This window comes from Idiomarina sp. UBA3162 (assembly GCF_002364475.1).
In the GTDB taxonomy this organism is placed as follows: domain Bacteria; phylum Pseudomonadota; class Gammaproteobacteria; order Enterobacterales; family Alteromonadaceae; genus Idiomarina.
Map to the genome: position 1 here is coordinate 1,142 of NZ_DEYI01000044.1, position 19,052 is coordinate 20,193.

General features: G+C 48.3%; 20 protein-coding genes. All 20 read right to left on the reverse strand.

The genetic code is table 11. From position 1 onward, the window contains the following. Positions 1 to 724: lipoyl synthase (lipA, locus tag B2X00_RS04940; RefSeq protein WP_290486359.1), on the reverse strand; the 724-nt coding region annotated here is incomplete at its 3' end. Beyond that, positions 708 to 1,373 carry a lipoyl(octanoyl) transferase LipB gene (lipB, locus tag B2X00_RS04945; RefSeq protein ID WP_071463567.1) on the reverse strand — a complete coding sequence of 222 codons (666 nt, stop codon included), beginning with the start codon at positions 1,371 to 1,373 and terminating at the stop codon, positions 708 to 710. The genes lipA and lipB, both read right to left, overlap by 17 nt. Positions 1,374 to 1,429: 56 nt before the next feature. Further along, a complete protein-coding gene (ybeD, locus tag B2X00_RS04950) occupies positions 1,430 to 1,696 on the reverse strand; it encodes a DUF493 family protein YbeD (RefSeq protein ID WP_071463568.1) in 267 nt (88 codons plus the stop codon). 9 nt (positions 1,697 to 1,705) lie between these two features. Then, positions 1,706 to 2,872, reverse strand: a complete 1,167-nt coding sequence (locus B2X00_RS04955) for a D-alanyl-D-alanine carboxypeptidase family protein (RefSeq protein ID WP_290486360.1) — start codon at positions 2,870 to 2,872, stop codon at positions 1,706 to 1,708. Positions 2,873 to 2,909: 37 nt separating this feature from the next. Further along, positions 2,910 to 3,731 (reverse strand): septal ring lytic transglycosylase RlpA family protein, encoded by an 822-nt coding sequence (locus B2X00_RS04960; protein ID WP_290486361.1) that lies wholly within the window; start codon positions 3,729 to 3,731, stop codon positions 2,910 to 2,912. Then, complete coding sequence (mltB, locus tag B2X00_RS04965) at positions 3,712 to 4,716, reverse strand: lytic murein transglycosylase B (RefSeq protein WP_290486362.1); 1,005 nt, start codon at positions 4,714 to 4,716, stop codon at positions 3,712 to 3,714. Before mltB ends, B2X00_RS04960 begins: the two co-directional genes overlap by 20 nt. A gap of 18 nt (positions 4,717 to 4,734) precedes the next feature. Next, positions 4,735 to 5,859, reverse strand: coding sequence for a rod shape-determining protein RodA (gene rodA, locus B2X00_RS04970; RefSeq protein ID WP_290486363.1), 1,125 nt, complete (start codon positions 5,857 to 5,859; stop codon positions 4,735 to 4,737). Beyond that, positions 5,846 to 7,738, reverse strand: coding sequence for a penicillin-binding protein 2 (mrdA, locus tag B2X00_RS04975; protein WP_290486364.1), 1,893 nt, complete (start codon positions 7,736 to 7,738; stop codon positions 5,846 to 5,848). Before mrdA ends, rodA begins: the two co-directional genes overlap by 14 nt. Before the next feature lie 23 nt (positions 7,739 to 7,761). Further along, positions 7,762 to 8,232 (reverse strand): 23S rRNA (pseudouridine(1915)-N(3))-methyltransferase RlmH, encoded by a 471-nt coding sequence (gene rlmH, locus B2X00_RS04980; protein ID WP_290486365.1) that lies wholly within the window; start codon positions 8,230 to 8,232, stop codon positions 7,762 to 7,764. Continuing rightward, positions 8,233 to 8,553 carry a ribosome silencing factor gene (gene rsfS, locus B2X00_RS04985; protein ID WP_071463573.1) on the reverse strand — a complete coding sequence of 107 codons (321 nt, stop codon included), beginning with the start codon at positions 8,551 to 8,553 and terminating at the stop codon, positions 8,233 to 8,235. Between the two features lie 66 nt (positions 8,554 to 8,619). Beyond that, positions 8,620 to 9,255 (reverse strand): nicotinate-nucleotide adenylyltransferase, encoded by a 636-nt coding sequence (gene nadD / locus B2X00_RS04990; protein WP_290486366.1) that lies wholly within the window; start codon positions 9,253 to 9,255, stop codon positions 8,620 to 8,622. Continuing rightward, positions 9,224 to 10,309: a DNA polymerase III subunit delta gene (gene holA, locus B2X00_RS04995; protein WP_290486367.1), complete on the reverse strand. Its 1,086-nt coding sequence runs from the start codon at positions 10,307 to 10,309 to the stop codon at positions 9,224 to 9,226. Before holA ends, nadD begins: the two co-directional genes overlap by 32 nt. A 2-nt stretch (positions 10,310 to 10,311) precedes the next feature. Next, positions 10,312 to 10,815, reverse strand: coding sequence for an LPS assembly lipoprotein LptE (gene lptE / locus B2X00_RS05000; protein ID WP_290486368.1), 504 nt, complete (start codon positions 10,813 to 10,815; stop codon positions 10,312 to 10,314). A gap of 1 nt (position 10,816) precedes the next feature. Further along, positions 10,817 to 13,396: a leucine--tRNA ligase gene (gene leuS, locus B2X00_RS05005; protein ID WP_290486369.1), complete on the reverse strand. Its 2,580-nt coding sequence runs from the start codon at positions 13,394 to 13,396 to the stop codon at positions 10,817 to 10,819. 59 nt (positions 13,397 to 13,455) lie between these two features. Continuing rightward, a complete protein-coding gene (locus B2X00_RS05010) occupies positions 13,456 to 13,653 on the reverse strand; it encodes a hypothetical protein (protein WP_006955175.1) in 198 nt (65 codons plus the stop codon). 32 nt (positions 13,654 to 13,685) lie between these two features. Beyond that, positions 13,686 to 15,263: an apolipoprotein N-acyltransferase gene (lnt, locus tag B2X00_RS05015; protein ID WP_290486376.1), complete on the reverse strand. Its 1,578-nt coding sequence runs from the start codon at positions 15,261 to 15,263 to the stop codon at positions 13,686 to 13,688. Then, positions 15,263 to 16,147 carry a CNNM family magnesium/cobalt transport protein CorC gene (corC, locus tag B2X00_RS05020; protein WP_290486370.1) on the reverse strand — a complete coding sequence of 295 codons (885 nt, stop codon included), beginning with the start codon at positions 16,145 to 16,147 and terminating at the stop codon, positions 15,263 to 15,265. The genes lnt and corC overlap by 1 nt, the downstream gene beginning before the upstream one ends. 18 nt (positions 16,148 to 16,165) lie before the next feature. Further along, the gene (gene ybeY, locus B2X00_RS05025; protein ID WP_290486371.1) at positions 16,166 to 16,666 is read right to left on the reverse strand and encodes an rRNA maturation RNase YbeY; all 501 of its coding nucleotides are present in this window, start codon (positions 16,664 to 16,666) and stop codon (positions 16,166 to 16,168) included. Further along, positions 16,620 to 17,627, reverse strand: a complete 1,008-nt coding sequence (locus B2X00_RS05030; RefSeq protein WP_290486372.1) for a PhoH family protein — start codon at positions 17,625 to 17,627, stop codon at positions 16,620 to 16,622. The genes ybeY and B2X00_RS05030 overlap by 47 nt, the downstream gene beginning before the upstream one ends. A 23-nt stretch (positions 17,628 to 17,650) precedes the next feature. Continuing rightward, a partial coding sequence (gene miaB / locus B2X00_RS05035) for a tRNA (N6-isopentenyl adenosine(37)-C2)-methylthiotransferase MiaB (RefSeq protein ID WP_290486373.1) occupies positions 17,651 to 19,052 on the reverse strand: 1,402 nt, incomplete at its 5' end.

Here is a 19,052-nt window from a genome sequence, read left to right on the forward strand (position 1 = left end):
TAGTTTCACCTAAGCCAACCATGAGACCCGACTTAGTACGCACATCCGGACGTGCTTCCTTGTATTTCTTCAGCAAATCCAGTGACCACTGGTAGTTTGCACCGGGACGCGCAGCTTTATATAAACGCGGCACTGTCTCTAAGTTGTGGTTGAATACATCCGGTGCCTCGTCCGATAAAATATCTAACGCCACTTTCATACGTCCGCGGAAGTCAGGCACCAAAATCTCGACCTGAATTTCCGGAGTGTATTTACGGATTTCGCGGACACAATCGGCGAAGTGTTGCGCACCACCATCACGTAAATCATCGCGATCAACGGAGGTAATAACCACATATTTCACGCCCATGTCATGGATGGTCTTGCCGAGTTTCACCGCCTCTTCTGGATCAGGTGGCAACGGACGCCCATGGGCAACGTCGCAGAAGGGGCAGCGGCGCGTACAGATATCGCCTAGGATCATAAAGCTCGCTGTACCGTGATTAAAACACTCAGGTAGATTAGGGCACGACGCCTCCTCACATACTGAGTGCAAACCGTGACTGCGCATAGCTTGTTTGATTTCGTCGATACGCTGTGTGTTGGAAGGTAGCTTAACCTTCAACCACGAAGGTTTGCGCAACATCTGATCGCGTTCAGTCGGAACGATCTGAACAGGAATAAGGGCCATTTTATCGGCATCGCGCATTTTGACGCCGGGTTCCACTCTAACTGGCTTTGACATAAGCTTCTGCAAGTCCTGTTTCCGATTGAGTATTTCGGTAGCCAACGCGACTAATAAAGCGTTGCGTTACCCTCTCTGCTGCTTCATCGAAGCTTTGCGGACCGCCTAAGTCCGCCGTTTGAATCATTTTAATGCCGGTCAACCCACATGGGTTGATACGGCTGAAGGGCTCCATATCCATATTGACGTTTAGCGCCAAACCGTGAAAGGAGCAGCCTTTACGAATCCGTAAACCGAGCGAACAGACTTTATCGCCATTCACGTAAACACCCGGCGCGTCGCGGCGCGGTGCGGCTTCAATATCGTAATCTTTCAATACGTCGACAATGGTATTCTCGATCTCGTTTACGAGCTGACGAACACCTAAGCTCAAGCGTCGAATATTAAGCATAAAATAAACCACCAGCTGCCCGGGACCGTGGTAGGTCACTTGTCCACCCCGATCGACAGGAACGACTGGGATATCACCTGGGGCAAGTAAGTGCTCTTCTTTACCTGCTTGACCTTGCGTAAACACCGGTGAGTGCTCGACAATCCAAAGCTCATCGGGCGTCGAGTCATCGCGTGTGTCGGTGAATGATTGCATGGCACGCCAGATAGGCTCATATGCCTGACGACCTAAGTCGCGAATAATAATTTTATCCATCATCGGCCTATTATAACGAGATGCGATTGTGGCGGCTAGCGTTGCTTTATTACGAGCAGTTATAGCACATAGCGGACATCATCGATGTCGGCGAGCGAACGATAGAGGGTTTCGATATGTTCTTGGCTCTCGACACGGACAGACACCGACACAGAATGGTAATTACCTTTACTACTCGGCTTCACCGAGGGACTATAATCCCCCGGTGCGTGCTGCTGTAATACTTCAACGACTTGATCAGGAAGCGTAGCAGTGGCCACGCCCATCACTTTAAACGTAAAGTGACATGGAAAGTCGACTAGCTGATCAAAACGTGTTTTTTGCATATTGCCTGCTTATTCCTCAGAGAACTTACGTTTAATATAGTCCATTGCGCGTTTGAAGAAACCGCCTTCCTCGACACTTTGTAAAGTAACGAGCGGGAACGATGCGACATCTTCGCCTTCAAGTTGAAGGTAAACGGTGCCGACATGCTCACCTTTCTGCAATGGTGCCTCTAACTCTTGGTTGAGTTCGAAGTTAGCTTTTAATTTGTCGCGTTGGCCACGCGGTAGTGTGATAACAACATCCTCGCTGATACCTAACTCAACTTGATCGTTATCGCCGCCCCAGATGCGCTGAGATACGAAACTTTCACCGGCTTCATAAGCAGTGACGGTTTCATAGTAGCGGAAGCCGTAGTTAAGCAATTTCTTGCTTTCAATCTTACGCGCTTGTTCGCTGCTCGTGCCGATAACCACTGAAATAAGTCGGGTATCGCCCTCAACCGCTGAGGTGACCAAACTATAACCTGCTTCACTGGTATGACCGGTCTTGATGCCATCGACATTCATGCTCCGATCCCACAGCAGGGCATTACGGTTATATTGCTTGATGTTGTTGTAAGTATAAGACTTTTGCGCGTATATTTCATACTCTTCTGGCGTCTCATTAATTAACGCGCTGGCTAACTTGCTCATATCGCGTGCCGATACATATTGTTCTGGATCGGGCAAACCGTGGCTGTTAGCGAAGTGGCTATGAGTCATGCCGATTTCTTGCGCATAAGTATTCATCAAGTCAGCAAAAGCACCTTCACTGCCGGCAATGTATTCAGCCATCGCTACGCACGCATCGTTACCTGATGAAATAATGATGCCGTGATTTAGGTCGGATACGCTGACTTCGGTACCGACTTCGATGAACATCTTTGATGATTCTGGGAAGTTTTTTGCCCAAGCATTTTCGCTGACGGTGACCATATCTGAATTGCTAATACGACCGGCTTGGATTTCCTTACCGATAATATAGCTCGTCATCATCTTGGTCAGACTTGCAGGCGGCAAGCTCTCATCGGCGTTCCCCTCGGCAAGTACTTTACCTGTTTTATGATCAATAAGAATATACGCTTTAGCATTGACCTGGGGTGGGTTTGGCACAAGCGACTGAGCACTTGCAACACCAAAGGAAAACACAGCAACGAGTGTAACGAGTGGTTTTATCATCTTGTTAGCTATCTTCATGGTTATCGCTTTAACATCTTTTGTAGTGTGGATTATATCAATTTTGACGGTTCGAGTCAGTTGCTTCCGCGGTATTCGCGGTAATTTTAACTCTAAATGCGTTAGGAAAACCTTCCGTTCTCACTTGCTGCAGCCATTTATTGGCTTCAACCTGAGGCAGGGGCCCTAAAAGTAACTTATGTAGACTCTCTTTTGACTGAGTAGTTGCATGGGACTGCCAACTTTCGGGTAATTGTTCCCGTAATGACGCGATTTTCTCGGCATCTTCACTGGCGAATAGCTGCACATAATAACGATGTTCGACGGCTGGGGATAAAAACTCGATCGCCTCGACTTTGACGGGTGCCGTGCCGTTACCTATCATGTCCAACTTATAGGCGGCAGCAAAGGAAAGGTCAATCAAGCGCTCAGAGTGAAACGGACCGCGATCATTGACGCGCACGATCACGTGCTTTTGATTATCTAAATTGGTGACCCGCACGTACGTGGGCAGTGGCAAACGAGTATGCGCAGCGGTCATGCTATACATGTCGTAATATTCGCCATTTGAGGTCAGGTGGCCATGAAATTTATTGCCGTACCAGGATGCAATACCACGCTCTGAGTATCCTTTGGCAGTATCCATGACATCGTAAAAGACTCCGTTAACTTGATAGTCTTGATTACCCTGTCTGCTTAACGGTTCTTGAATCGGCGTCGCGCTTTGTAATTCAGCTGCGGTGGGCATACGAGTAGGCGCGCTATCATGTGCTTGCTGATAGCGGCCTGAAGGCTGCGAAGTGCAGCCGAGTAACAACGCCGTTAAGCTGGTGAGTAAGACACCTAAACTACAGGTCGTTTTAGTCATCACTGTTTTCATAGGCTGATGCAATTTGTTCGCTCAGTTGATAGGCCACCATTGCGTAGAGTGGGCTGTGGTTGTAGCGCGTGATGCTATAAAAATTGTCAAATCCCAGCCAATATTCTTGACCTTTTTCGGTTTCAAAAGCGAGTACTTTAACCGCCAGGTCGTCCGCGTATTGTTTATCAATTTGATAGCCTTGATCGCGCAATTGAGCAATCGTGGTATCGGGTTTCATGCCTTTGGAGGCAACTGCCGCCCAGTCTTGGTCTTGCTTGGGCTGGTAGGCGACTGGTGCACCCGCTTGCCAGCGGTGCTCGGCAAAATAATTTGCCACGCTACCAATCGCGTCAGTGGTGTTGTTAATTAAGTCGCGCTTGCCGTCGCCGTCGAAGTCGACCGCATAATGGCGGTAACTCGATGAAATAAACTGACCATAGCCCATAGCGCCAGCATAAGAACCGACGGGCTGGGTAATATCCCAACCTTGTTCTGCTGCGAGACTAAAATACTCAGCGAGCTCTGACGAGAAGAATGAACTCCGTGGTGGATAGTAAAAGCCAAGGGTATATAGGGTATCCAAGACTGAGTATTTTCCTAGGTATTCACCATAAAAGGTCTCAATACCGATAATCGCAACAATGATACGTTCGGGAACACCAAATTGCTGTGCTGCACGCTCTAGCTCATCCTGATGTGCTTGCCAAAAACGAACACCTGCTGCGCGGCGTTTATCAGTGAGAAAAATCGGATAATACTGATACCAAGGTTTAGCTTCCCAAGGTCTTTGAATCGCGGCTAAAACATCTTCATTAACATTAGCTTGCGCTAACCATTGTTTGAGTTGTTGCTGCTCAATACCGAGCTCTTTGCTTTGCTGGCTAATAAACGTATCGATACGTTGCTGTGCTTCGGCATCGGTTGACTGAGTTTGAGCGTCGGCTAAAGGCGCGCTGAAAGCTGTCCAAAGAAGGGCTGAGGTCATTATCGCTGATTTAATCATACTACACCTTAGTTATTATTATTGATAACCGTCTCGGATAATAAGGCGATGATGGGTTGCGGCCGACATAATAATCCCAAAGCCTGCCATCAAAGTCACCATCGATGTGCCTCCGTAACTAATCAAAGGTAACGGTACCCCGACCACTGGAAGTAATCCAGAGACCATACCAATATTTACAAAAACATACACAAAAAACGTGAGCGTTAGGGAGGCGGCTAGCAACTTACCGAACATATCTTGAGTCCGTAATGCAATGATTAAGCCGCGAATAATAATGAAGGTATAAAGCGCCAATAACAGTGTGACACCAATGAGACCGAATTCTTCACTAATGACTGAGAAAATAAAATCGGTGTGACGCTCAGGCAAAAACTCGAGTTGTGACTGTGTGCCTTGCAGCCAACCTTTCCCATCGATACCGCCTGAGCCAATGGCTATTTTCGACTGTATAATATGGTAACCCGAGCCCAGCGGATCGAGTTCTGGATTTAAAAAAGTAAGTACCCGCTGACGTTGATAGTCGTGCATTAGATAGATCCACAGGACGGGCAGAAAAGCCAATACCAGCATTACAGCGAATACGATAAGACGCCAACTGAGACCAGCAAAAAAGATAACAAAGAGTCCTGCGCTAGCAACCAGTAATGAGGTACCCAAGTCAGGCTGCTTTGCAATTAATAGCGTTGGTAGCAAAACGAGTGTTAGCGCTGCAAGAATACGCAGAAAACGTGGCGGTAATGCGCGTTGATTGATAAACCATGCAATCATGAGCGGCATCGCTAACTTCATGATTTCGGAGGGTTGAATCGTTACTGGACCCAGGTCAAGCCAACGCTGAGCACCTTTGCCCACTTCGCCAACGAGTAATACAGCGATGAGTAGCAACACACCTAATCCGTAAATCAGCGGCGAGATACGCTCATAGAATCGTGGTGGAAGCTGGGCTACCACAAATAGAGTCGCTAGCGCGGCACCGATCCGAATAGCTTGTCGAATCACCATATCCATGTTTTGCCCACTGGCTGAGTAGACAATAAACAGGCTGGCAACGCAGAGGGTCAGTAAGCCCAGCAATAAAGGACCATCCAAGTGTAGCTTCTTGAGCAACGGGTGACGCTGACGTTCTTCAGTCGTTAGCACTTTCGACCTCCTCATATTGCTCTGGATGATAGCGCTTATGCCAGGTGTCTAGCAGCCTGCGCGCGGCTGGTGCAGCGATACTGCCGCCGCCACCGACCACGTTTTCAATCGCGACAGCGATAACGACCTCGGGCGACTCGGCTGGCGCATAACCGACATACATTGCATTATCGCGATATTTTTCCGCGACTTCTTCGGCAACATATTCTTCATCTTCACCTAAGTTGACGACCTGTGCTGTACCGGTTTTACCCGCCGAGGAATAGGGGGCTTTGCGGAATGCCGAATGTGCGGTGCCGTGTACATCGGATGTAACGGACACCATGGCGTCATGCACGACCTGCCAATAGCTTGGTTTATCGACTGCAACGGGTGGTTTATATTCGGGTTCGACAGCGTCCAGTTCAGATAGTGTGCCGTAACCTTTAAGTAACCGAGGTACCACAAACTCACCGTAGTTAGCCATCACGCCCGTTGCAGCAACCAGCTGCATCGGTGTCGCAGTCCAGTAACTTTGACCGATGCCAACCGAGAGCGTCTCACCGGCGTACCACGGCTCGCCATAGCGAGCGCGTTTCCAACCGCTGTTAGGCATAATCGCGGGGATCTCTTCCGCAATATCGATACCAGTTTTTTCGCCAAAACCAAACTGATGCATGAAGTCCGAAATCTTATCCACTCCGAGCTTCAGTGCTAAATCGTAATAAAACGTGTCGCAGCTCTCGGTAATCGCCTTACTGACATTGACCCAGCCGTGACCCCAGGCAAGCCAGTCGCGATAACGGCGGTCGACACCTTTAATTTCGAACCAGCCAGGATCCCAAATACGGGTCGTCGGTGTAATCTCACCCGATTGTAGACCCAGTAATCCAAGTTGTGGCTTAATGGTGGAAGCGGGCGGATAGCCCCCCTGCGTTGCACGGTTCAGCAAAGGACTGTGTCGGGAGTTAAGTAATGAACGATAGCGATCAACTGAGATACCGCTGACAAACCAATTGGGGTTGTAACTGGGTGTGCTTGCCATGGCAAGAATACCGCCGGTCTTTGCGTCCATCAAAATGATGGACCCACGGTTTTCACCCAAAATTTCAGTCGCTTTGCGTTGTAGTTCGATATCCAGTTCAAGCACGATATCTGAGCCCGGTTGTGGTGGCTCAGTATTTAGTGTACGTACCACGCGACCACGGTTATTTACTTCTACACTGCGGTAACCTACCTCACCGTGAAGTTGTTCTTCGTAGTATTTTTCAATACCCAATTTACCGATAGTACGACTCGCCGCATAATTAGGTAAGCGTCCCAGCTCATCAAGACGTTGTACGTCGCGGCGATTAATCTTGGCAACATAACCCACCACGTGCGTTAACAGGTCGTTGAACGGATAGTGGCGAACCAATCGTGCTTCAATGGAAAAGCCTGGAAACTTGTGTTGTTTTGCGGCAAAGCGCGCTATTTGTTGCTCGTTCATTTCATCGAGCACGGTTACGTGATTAAAGCGCCGTTGAGTTTTGACATTGCGTTCAAAGTCTTCGATTGCATCCGGCTCGATATTTAACAACTGCGCGATTTCAGCAACCTGTTGATTGAGGTCGGAGACTTCTTCAGGAATCACTTCTAGGCTGTAAACGGGGAGGTTTTCAGCGAGTAACGTGCCATTGCGATCGTATATCAAGCCGCGATTGGGCGCGATGGGAACTAATTTAATCCGATTATCATTGGAGCGCGTTTGTAAGTCGTTGTATTCGTCTACTTGAAGGTGATAGAGGTTACCAAGAATCACCGTGAATAAGCCGATAATGACGACAATCGCAAAAATCACGCGTCCAGCAAATAGACTAGACTCAGCATCATGGTCTCTGATTGGCGTGCGAGTGCGCATTTAGCTTCACTACCTTCTTATTGTTATTCCCGATGATACGGATGGTTATTATTAAGGCTCCAGGCACGATATAAACTTTCTGCAACAATCACGCGGACAATAGGATGGGGCAGCGTCAACGGAGAGAGAGACCAACGCTGTTCAGCCGCTGCTAAGCACGCATCTGACAGTCCTTCTGGCCCACCGATTAGTAACGATACATTGCGTCCATCCATTTGCCAACCAGCCATTTGCTTGGCTAATTGTGGCGTTGTCCAGGGCCGACCATGCACTTCGAGAGTTACAATGCGGTTACCCTTTGGGATAGCTGCCAATAAGGCTTCACCTTCTTGGTTTTTAATTTTTTCCAGCTCAGCCTTCTTTCCCCGCTTTTGAGGTGTAATCTCTATGAGATCGAGACTCATGTCACGGGGAAATCGCTTCTGATATTCTTCAAAGCCGCTGTTAACCCAAGCTGGCATTTTATTGCCAACGGCGAGCATTTGAATTTGCACTTACTGGCTCCAGAGTTTCTCGAGCTGATAGAAATCGCGCATAGACTCCTGCATTACATGCAGAACCACGTCACCTAGATCGACCAGAACCCACTCACTTTGCTCACCACCTTCGACGCCCAACGGCGGAATACCCGCGTGCTTCGCCTGAGTGGCAACATATTCAGCAATACTTTTAACATGTGTCTTAGAGTTGCCCGAACAAATAATCATGTAATCGGCAACATCTGTTTTGCCATGCACATCAAGGACTTGGATGTCTCGTCCCTTTAAATCATCGACTTTATCAATGACAAATTCGCGCAGTTGTTCAACTTGCAAGTTTTATTACTCCCATCGACTTTGACAAAAGTTAGAGTGTACCAGATTATCGCGCTATAAACAGCATCACAATGGGCTTGAATACAACTGATGACGCTTAATATAGGCCATGACCGCAGCACTGATCTCGGTATCTGAACCCGAAGCTAGCGCATCTCGCACTGCTGTAGATGACACATCAGTGAGCGTCGTGTTGGCAATATAAATACGACCATGTGCGTAGCGATTGAGTTCAGTCGTATGGGTCACTCTTCGCTGCTGAAGCAATTGGTTAATAGTTGAATTAGCCTCAGCCAGCGAGTAGCCGGGTCGTGGTAATACAATTAAATGAGCCGTTGCGAGAATAGACTGCCATTCAAACCATTGATCAAAGCTGAGTAATGAATCCATGCCCATAACGAATGCAAGTGTGTCGTCTGGGTAAAGTTCGCGCATTGCCAGCAATGTTTTAGCGGTATAAGAAGGCCCCTGTTGATTGAGTTCAAACGACTCGGCACGCATTTGAGGGTACTGTTCAATGGCACAGGCGATCATGGCGAGGCGATGTTGACCATTGGCTTGTGGTTGTGGCCGATGGGGAGGAACGGCATTAGGCATTAAGTGCACGGTAACGTCGCCGAGCTCTTTGATTAGATCGGCTGCAGCCGTTAAATGACCTTGATGTATGGGATCAAACGTGCCGCCAAAAATCGCTCTCAACATGACTAAATACACCTAATTGTTGGATGATGGACGCTGGTAGTTGGGGCGATGACAATAACACAACGAGATGATAAAGCAGAACATCGACCGGTTCGTCGCGATCCCCTTTTATCGCACGCTCAATACGCTCTGCTAATGCAATCATCTGCTTAATCGTATTTTCGCAGTGCGCGTTAGCGCGTGCTGAGTAGGCAGGCTGCTGTGAGCTCCATACCGCAAATTGTTTAAATACGGCTTGGCTGTCCAATCCATGCTGCCCGTTGAGGTATAATTGGCTGATAATCTGCACTTCACGTTGTAACATCCAGTTAAGAATATTGAGCTCAACATCATTATCAAGTAACCGCTCCAAACGATGAATAGCTTGACTCAAATCCTGCGCAGCTATGCTGTCTTGTAATCCGAATACATCAAACTGACTACTATCTGCCACGCGCTCATAGATTTGATCTTCATCTATTAGAGGCGGGTTAGGTAGTAGCGACCATTTAATAAATTCTTGTTCGAGTGCAAATAGATTGCCTTCAAACCAATTGCTTAGGAGCTCTGCAGCGGTTTGAGACAACTTAAGCTGATGGCGTTGCGCACGTTGCATTATAAAACGCGGTAACTGGCTACGTTTGGGAGTAAAAATTTTAACTTGTAATGCCGCTGCCGCGAGCGCTTTAAACCAGCGACTATTGAGTTGTTCTTTTTTGAGCCGAGGACCTTTTAAAATCAGCAACTGGTCAGCGTTGGGCTGTTTAATGTAATCCACTAACGCATCTGAACCGGGTTTACCTGGCTTGGCCTCCGGTAACTCGATATCGAGTACTGTGAAGCTACCAAATAGGCTCATTGATTGTTGCTGCTGAGACAATTGACTCCAGTCAAACTCGGCATCGGCGCGCCAACGCTGATATTCGGGAGCATTTGATAAATGTTGGCTGAGGGTATGACGAATTATTTCGTCGCAATCGTGCTGCAGCAAAAGTTCGTCCCCGAACAGCAAAATGACAGGCGGAATGCGCTGTTGCAAACTGCTTGCGAGCTGTTCAGGAAAAATAGCTTGCATGGTTAGTCCGAAAATTCGGAGATAAGCTGGCGTACTAAGCGACGGGTCGCCTCATCCCGCATTTCTGACACTAACAACTCACGCTCTCGTGTTTTGGCTAGCGCAAAGTTAGGGTCGTCTTGATAGTCACGTGCGACCTCGACTTGTCCGTCATACTCGATGTTACCTTCGCGGATGACTTGATAATTAATTTGGTATATCAGTTCATATTCAGCCACCTGACCACTTTCAAACAACGATAGTGTACGGCGTTCGAGTTGATCCGAGAGCACGCGGATGATGGTGGTCGACGCGCTTGTACTGGCATCGACTACTTGAATACCCGCGGTGAGCAGTCGTTGTGTTAGACTGGCTTCAAGCTCTAACGAATCGATACTATCGAGCCGCACTGCCTGTAGGTTAGTCGGTAATTGATAACTATCGCGCAACTGGAAACTACAACCGTTGAGCCCGCTCAAAAAGAGCAGGCTCAATAGCAGGGTCATGATCCTTTGTATCGGATTCATCTTAGCTCACCACGATATTAAAGATTTTGCCTGGGACATAGATCTTCTTGCGAATGGTTTTACCATCGGTGTATTTTTGTACAGACTCATCGGCTAATACGAGCGATTGTACTTCTTCTTCGCTCGCGTTAGCAGCGACGGTCAGCTTGGCACGTACTTTTCCATTGACCTGAACAACAATGAGCTTTTCTTCTTCGACCAACGCACTGTCATCGACACTCGGCCAGTCTGCAGCGATCAGGCTATCTTGATGACCGAGTTGCTCCCATAAATGCTCGCAAATATGCGGTGTAATCGGTGCTAACATACGAATCATGGCATCAATCGCTTCACCCATCACGACGCGGTCGGCTTCAGTCTCAACAGGCGCCTTTTGTAGGTGATTAAGTAGCTCCATGATTGCCGCAATTGCGGTGTTAAAGTGTTGGCGACGACCCATGTCATCACTCACTTTGGCTATGGTCTTGTGAAGCTCGCGGCGCAGTGCCTTCTGATCTTTGTTGAGCTCAACATCATTCTGATGATAGCCCCCCGCCTCGATGAAGTCATAGGTTAATTTCCATACACGACGCAAGAAACGTTGAGCACCTTCGACACCTGAATCCGACCACTCCAAGGTCATTTCAGGTGGCGCGGCAAACATCATAAATAAACGAACCGTATCGGCGCCGTAACGCTCGACCATAGTTTGTGGGTCGATACCGTTATTTTTCGACTTTGACATTTTGCTCATACCCGCGATTTCGACAGGTTGACCATCTGCTTTGTGGCGTGCTGACACTACAGCGCCTTTGTCGTCTTTATCGAGATCAACGTCGAGGGGAGAAATCCACTGTTTGCCGCCTTTGTCGTCTTCACGGTAGAAGCTATCAGCCAATACCATACCTTGGCATAGCAGACGCTTAAACGGCTCATCGGAGTCAACGAGACCGGTATCACGTAGCAATTTGTGGAAGAAACGCGCATACAACAGGTGCAAAATAGCGTGTTCAATGCCGCCGATATACTGATCCACTGGGAGCCAATAGTTGGCTTTTTCTGGATCGAGCATGGCGTCATCCGTTTGTGCGCTGCAATAGCGCGCGTAGTACCATGACGACTCCATAAAGGTGTCGAACGTATCGGTTTCATGTTCGGCAGGCTGACCTTGATACTCTGTTTTGCGCCACTCAGGATCAGCTTTAATGGGCGATGTAACACCGTCCATTGTGACATCTTCAGGCAAGCGGACCGGTAGTTGGTCTTCTGGCACGGGCACTGATTCGCCATCGGCAAGATTCAGCATTGGGATAGGTGTCCCCCAGTACCGTTGACGAGAAACACCCCAGTCGCGCAATCGGTAATTCACACTACGCTGACCCACGCCACGTTGCTCCAGCAAATCAGCAATCGCGTTGAAGGCTTGCTGTGACGACATGCCGTTGTAGTCACCTGAGTTAATCACTTTACCTTTTTCGGTAATCGCCGCGGCTTTAATATCACCTTCGCCACTAAACGGCTCGATAACAGGAACGATAGGCAGTTCATATTTGGTCGCGAACTCCCAATCACGCTGATCGTGACCTGGCACTGCCATAACGGCACCTGAACCGTAATCCATTAAAACAAAGTTAGCGACCCACACGGGAATCTCTTCGCCGGTCATTGGATGAACCGCGCGGATCCCCGTATCCATGCCGAGCTTTTCCATCGTGGCGATATCTGCTTCAGCCACTTTGCTATTTTTGCACTGCTCGATAAAGTCGGCGAGTTCAGGGTTACTTTTTGCAGCTTCACGTGCGAGCGGATGCTGTGCGGCTAGCCCCATGTAAGTAACACCATAAATCGTGTCAGGGCGGGTGGTGTAGACACTCAGCGACTGGTCGCTGTTGGCCACTTTGAATTCAATTTCTAAGCCTTCAGAACGACCAATCCAGTTACGCTGCATCGCCTTAACTTGTTCTGGCCAACCATCCAATTGGTCTAAATCGTCAAGCAACTCATCTGCATAATCGGTAATTTTGATAAACCATTGCGGAATTTCTTTTTGTTCAACTTTAGCACCGCTGCGCCAACCGCGGCCATCAATCACTTGTTCGTTAGCCAGCACGGTTTGGTCAACGGGATCCCAGTTAACGGTGGCATTCTTTTTATAAACCAAGCCTTTTTCATATAGCTTAGTAAAGAACCATTGCTCCCAACGGTAGTACTCGGGTGAGCAAGTGGCGACTTCGCGTTGCCAATCATAGCCAAAACCTAAGCGCTTGAGTTGTTCACGCATATACTCGATGTTTTGGTAAGTCCACTTGGCTGGCGCGGTGTTATTTTGAATAGCGGCATTTTCTGCCGGTAGACCAAATGCATCCCAACCCATCGGCTGAAGAACATTCTTGCCTTGCATGCGTTGATAGCGAGAAACCACATCACCCAGCGTATAGTTACGTACATGACCCATATGGAGCTTGCCACTTGGGTATGGGAACATCGAGAGACAATAGAATTTCTCTTTCTCGGGCTGTTCAGTGACTTCAAACACTTTATTTTCTTGCCAACGTTGCTGAATGGCTTGTTCTATCGCGGATGGGTTATATTGTTCTTGCATAGGTCGTTTTATATCCGATATTGGTTACTGCATAGTCCGGCGGCAAAGCCGCCTTCGAATTAGCTGATGGCGTACCACATCACAAACATGATGACTAAACCAGCTACGCCGAAGAATGTAAATTCAAAACGTTGGCGTTGGCGAACTTCAGTGTCATCTGTTGGCGTTGCTAAAAAGAACATGGCTAAGCTGGTGAGGCCGAGTCCACCAGAGGCAACCAGAACTGCAAAGAGAATGGCATCGAGAATGTTTTCCATGACTACTTTTCCTATTTACCCAATTAACACGATTATTGTACTGATTTTTCCTGCGACTGACCACGGTCAGTGCGATTAAATAGCCTAATTAAAGGGAGCAATGATAATCCAGCGAGCAGGCTAGCAGGCCAGTTACCTAAACGCTGAAACCACGTTGTGCCGCGTACCACGGGAAGCTCTGCGGACACCGTGGTTGCTTTAAATTGCGGCACAATTGCAATAATACGACCGAATTCATCTGACATGCCACTCACACCGTTATTGGTCGAGCGGATGAGAGGGCGACCGAGCTCCATTGCACGCATACGGGCGATTTGCATATGCTGCCAGGGGCCATGAGAGTCACCAAACCACGTGTCATTGCTGACAGTGATCAGGTAGTCGGTGTCGTTGTGTACGTTCGCACGAACTTGATCGGAAAACACAATTTCGTAACAAATCGCAGCTGCTAAGTGGTGGCCGTTGGCTAGCAAATTCGGCTGCTTAAACTCACCGCGTTGAAACGATGACATCGGTAAGTTGAACAGCGGTGCGATAGGACGAAGGAGGTCTTCAAACGGCACAAACTCCCCGATAGGTAATAGATGATGTTTTTGATACCGATTGCTACTGCCATATTGATAAGGCGTATCAAACCCATCCATTCCTGATTCATCACCTAACACGATCAGGGTGTTATAGAATTCGTCACGGGTGATTTGGTAATCGATTATGCCCGATATGAGGGCGGCTCCGTTCATTGCGGCCGATTGATCGATGGTGCTCAGTACGTCATCGGCATACGGCTCAAGCGCTGTGATAGCTGACTCCGGCCAGACAATAATATCATGCTGATAATTAGGGCGCGTGAGATCGAGGTAGCGTAACATGTTGGGCCACTGCTGATCGGCTTGCCACTTAAGGCTTTGAGAAATATTGCCTTGCACCAGCATCACTGAGGTCGTATCACCGGTACGATGCAGTGGCTGCAGCTTAGGTAATAGGTAACTGGCGATTAAAAATATCAGCAACAACAGCACGGTGTATATACGGCTCTGTAAAGAGCCTTTTAAGGCGGCTGCGATAGACAATGCAATAAACCACAGTACGGCGGTAATGCCCTGTTGGCCAATGCTAGAGGCTAAACCGCCTAACCATGCATCGGTTTGTGTATAACCGAGCTGTAGCCATGGAAATCCAGTAAATAGCCAACCTCTTAGCCATTCGCAAACAAACCAGAACAACACCAAACTAAAGTACGCATAAGCTGTTTTGTGACTCAGTTTCCGCCAGCCATAAAAGGCAAGCCCTGGGAATAATGATAAGTAGACGATGAGGAGTGCTAATACGGCAATATCTGCAATAAGCGGCATTCCACCATAGGTATCAATACTCACCAATATCCAGCTAAGACCAGCGCCCAGCCAGCCTAAGCCAAAGAAAAATCCCGCTCTAAAGGCGTACTTGGGATTGAGTGGATTAATAATTAATACTACACAGGGTAGCACCACAAGCGGCAGGAAAGAGAGTGTGAAAGGCGAATAAGCGAAGGTGAGTGATGCACCGAGCAGCATTAACACGATGTGTCTTAGCCACCCATTAGTGTAAAGCGCATCACGCAATCTTTGCATCACCCCTGGGATTCCTCGGTACTCTGAGTCAGCGCGGGTGGCGTGACTTGAAGTTGTTGGATCCGACGCTTATCAGCACTGGTTACCTTAAACGTAAAGCCGTCTAAGTTGATCTCTTCGCCAGGTTGGGGGAGGTGCCCAAAACCATGAGCCACTAAGCCGCCAACGGTATCAATTTCATCATCTGCAAAGTCACTATTGAAGTGATCGTTAAAATCTTCAATCGTGGTCAGTGCTTTGACTGAATATTTTGACGCACTCAACCGTTTTATATCGGCTTTGTCATCATCGTTATGGTCAGTTTCGTCTTCGATCTCACCCACAATTTCTTCCAAAATATCTTCGATGGTAACAAGACCTGATACGCCACCATATTCATCGACGACAATCGCCATGTGGTATCGGTTAGACCGAAACTCTTTGAGCAGCACATCTACGCGCTTGCTTTCAGGGACGATCACCGCAGGTCGCATCACCTCGGATAAGGAGAAGCTTTCGTCGGTAAAGTTAAAGCCGTAACTGAGTAAGTCTTTCGCCAGTAGAATCCCTTCGACATGGTCTTTATTGTCGGTAACGACGGGGTAACGACTGTGCTGTGATTCGATCACGATAGGTAGAAACTCCTCGACGCCTTGATGAATATCAATCGTCACCATCTGCGAGCGAGGAATCATAATGTCACGTACTTTGAGTTCAGCGACATCAAGCACGCCTTCTATCATTTCCTTGGTATCGTTATCGATCAGGTCGCGCTCTTCGGCGTCCTGAATTAAATCGACAAGTTCTTCTCGGCTTTTCGGCTCTCCAGCGAATACCTGTAACAGTTTAGCTGCCCAAGATTTCTGCGAAGAGCCGCTGGCTGAGTGGGGATTGTCGTCGCTCATTCAGAGTGTTGCTCCGTGTTAATGATTAATTTGGTAAGGATCAGGAATGTCGAGCCGTGCCAGTGCATCTTTCTCGATGCGTTCCATGTGCTCGGCTTCAGCATCTTCTATGTGATCGTACCCTAAAAGGTGCAGAGTACCGTGTATCACCATATGCGTCCAGTGATGCATGAGCGGTTTCTGTTGCTCATCCGCCTCGCGCTCAACTACATGTGCACAGATTACCAAATCGCCGAGTAAGGGAATTGGCATTTCAATAGGTGCTACAAACGGAAAGGACAACACATTGGTCGCATAATCCTTACCACGAAACTCGTGATTCAGACTGCGCCCTTCGTCTGGGTCAACAACACGAACCGTCAACTCCGCTTCAGTATTGTCATAGCCCGCCTGTAGTAACGCGGCCTTCACCCAACGCTCAATATCGGCTTGTTGGGGAAGCTCACGAGTTGTCTCGCACGCTATTTGATAGTCAGTTTGAACGATCACGGCGTTCTTGTCCTGAATCAAAGTCTTCATAAGCTTGCACAATCCGTTGTACTACCGGGTGACGCACGACGTCGCCGGCTTGGAAGAAGGTAAAACTGATGTCTGGCACTTTACTAAGGACTTCAATCGCGTGACGTAAACCCGAACGTTGTCCCCGAGGTAAGTCGATTTGAGTAATATCGCCGGTGATGACTGCCTTAGAATTAAAACCAATACGGGTGAGGAACATCTTCATTTGTTCCATCGTGGTGTTTTGACTTTCATCCAAAATAATAAAGGCGTCGTTGAGCGTGCGCCCACGCATGTAGGCTAGGGGTGCAACTTCAATTACATTACGTTCAATCAGCTTTTCGACTTTCTCAAAGCCAAGCATTTCAAATAACGCGTCGTATAAAGGGCGTAAATAAGGATCGACTTTTTGTGCGAGGTCTCCAGGTAAAAAGCCCAGCTTTTCGCCAGCCTCAACCGCTGGACGTGTCAGCAAAATACGACGGATTTCTTGACGTTCGAGCGCGTCAACGGCACAGGCGACAGCAAGGTAGGTTTTACCTGTACCTGCGGGTCCAATACCAAAGTTCACGTCGTGTGCGAGAATTGAGCGCACATAGCCCGCTTGGTTATGGTTGCGTGGCTTGATAAGACCTCGTTTGGTCTTAATATGCGTCATTTTCTCCGCCGCCGGATCCGTGTCGTCTTGCTCAAGTACTTTGGCTTGCTGAATAGCCAAATGAACCTGCTGCGGTTCGATATGACCCTCTTGGCCTTTGACGGTGGCAGTCTCGACATAGAGGTCGCGCAGAATATTCTGCACTGCAGCAACGGTGTGCGCGTGTCCAATTAAACGAAAATGATGACCGCGGTGGGTGATTTCCACACCTAAACGGCGCTCAATATGCTTGAGATTCTCATCAAATGGGCCACAGAGATTAGAGAGCCGACGTAAATCCGTCGGCTCCAATTCAAATTCAATAGTTTCGGTGCGTTGACTCAATCGAATCCTCTTCTTTGCTAGTACTAAGGTACGACTCGAGCAACACCTAATGGGTCGGGTTCTTCCGCCTTGTTGCGTTGCAGAATCGTTTCTGGCGCGGTGTCAATCCGAAGGCCCATATCGGCTTCTTCACGAATTAACTCACCTCTCAATGAGTTAGGTAACACTTCGGTGATTTTGACATCGACGAACTTACCAATCATATGGGGTTGCCCAACGAAATTTACAACCCTGTTGTTTTCCGTACGACCGGTTAATTCCATTGGGTTCTTTTTTGATGGTCCGGTGACCAATATCCGTTGCTCAGTATCCAACATACGTCGCGCATGTGCCATCGATTGCTGGTTAAGACGTTGTTGAAGCAAGTGTAAACGTTGTTTCTTAGTCGCTTCAGTGACGTCGTCAGGTAAATCGGCGGCGGGTGTGCCAGGGCGCGCGCTATAGATAAAACTGAAGCTCATATCAAAGTCGATGGCTTGAATGAGATCCATCGTCGCTTGGAAATCGGCATCGGTCTCGCCTGGAAAACCGATAATGAAGTCCGATGACATGGCAATATCAGGACGCGCTTTTTTCAACGCACGAATTTTTGACTTGTACTCTAACGCGGTATGTCCGCGCTTCATCATCGTTAACACGCGATCCGAGCCACTCTGTACCGGTAAGTGTAAATGACTGACCAGCTCAGGAATTGTCGTATAGGCCTCGATAATATCGTCAGTAAACTCAACAGGGTGTGAGGTGGTGTAACGAATACGGTCAATGCCATCAATAGCCGCAACCAGATGCAATAACTCGGCGAAGCGACATACAGAACCATCAAAATGCTCGCCTCGATACGCATTAACGTTTTGACCGAGGAGGTTGACTTCGCGCACGCCTTGCTCTGCTAACTGTGCGATTTCATAGATCACGTCGTCGACAGGACGGCTAACTTCTTCACCACGCGTATAAGGTACAACGCAGAACGAACAGTACTTTGAGCAACCTTCCATGATTGAGACGAAGGCAGTCGCACCTTCGGCTTTTGGATCAGGTAGGCGGTCAAACTTCTCGATTTCTGGGAATGAAATGTCGATCATGGGCTGATGGTCTGAACCGACCTGCTTTACCATTTCGGGTAAGCGGTGCAAGGTTTGTGGACCAAATACAATATCGACGAACGGCGCACGGGCGCGAATCGCATCACCTTCTTGCGATGCCACGCAACCACCCACGCCAATTAACAAGTCGGGGTTCGCTTGTTTTAAATGCTTCCAGCGTCCGAGCTGATGGAACACCTTTTCTTGAGCTTTTTCACGGATCGAGCACGTGTTTAGCAGGATAAGGTCAGCCTGTTCGGCTTCTTCGGTCAGTTCATAGCCGTGTGTCGAGTTGAGTAGATCGGCCATTTTGGTCGAATCGTACTCGTTCATCTGACAACCC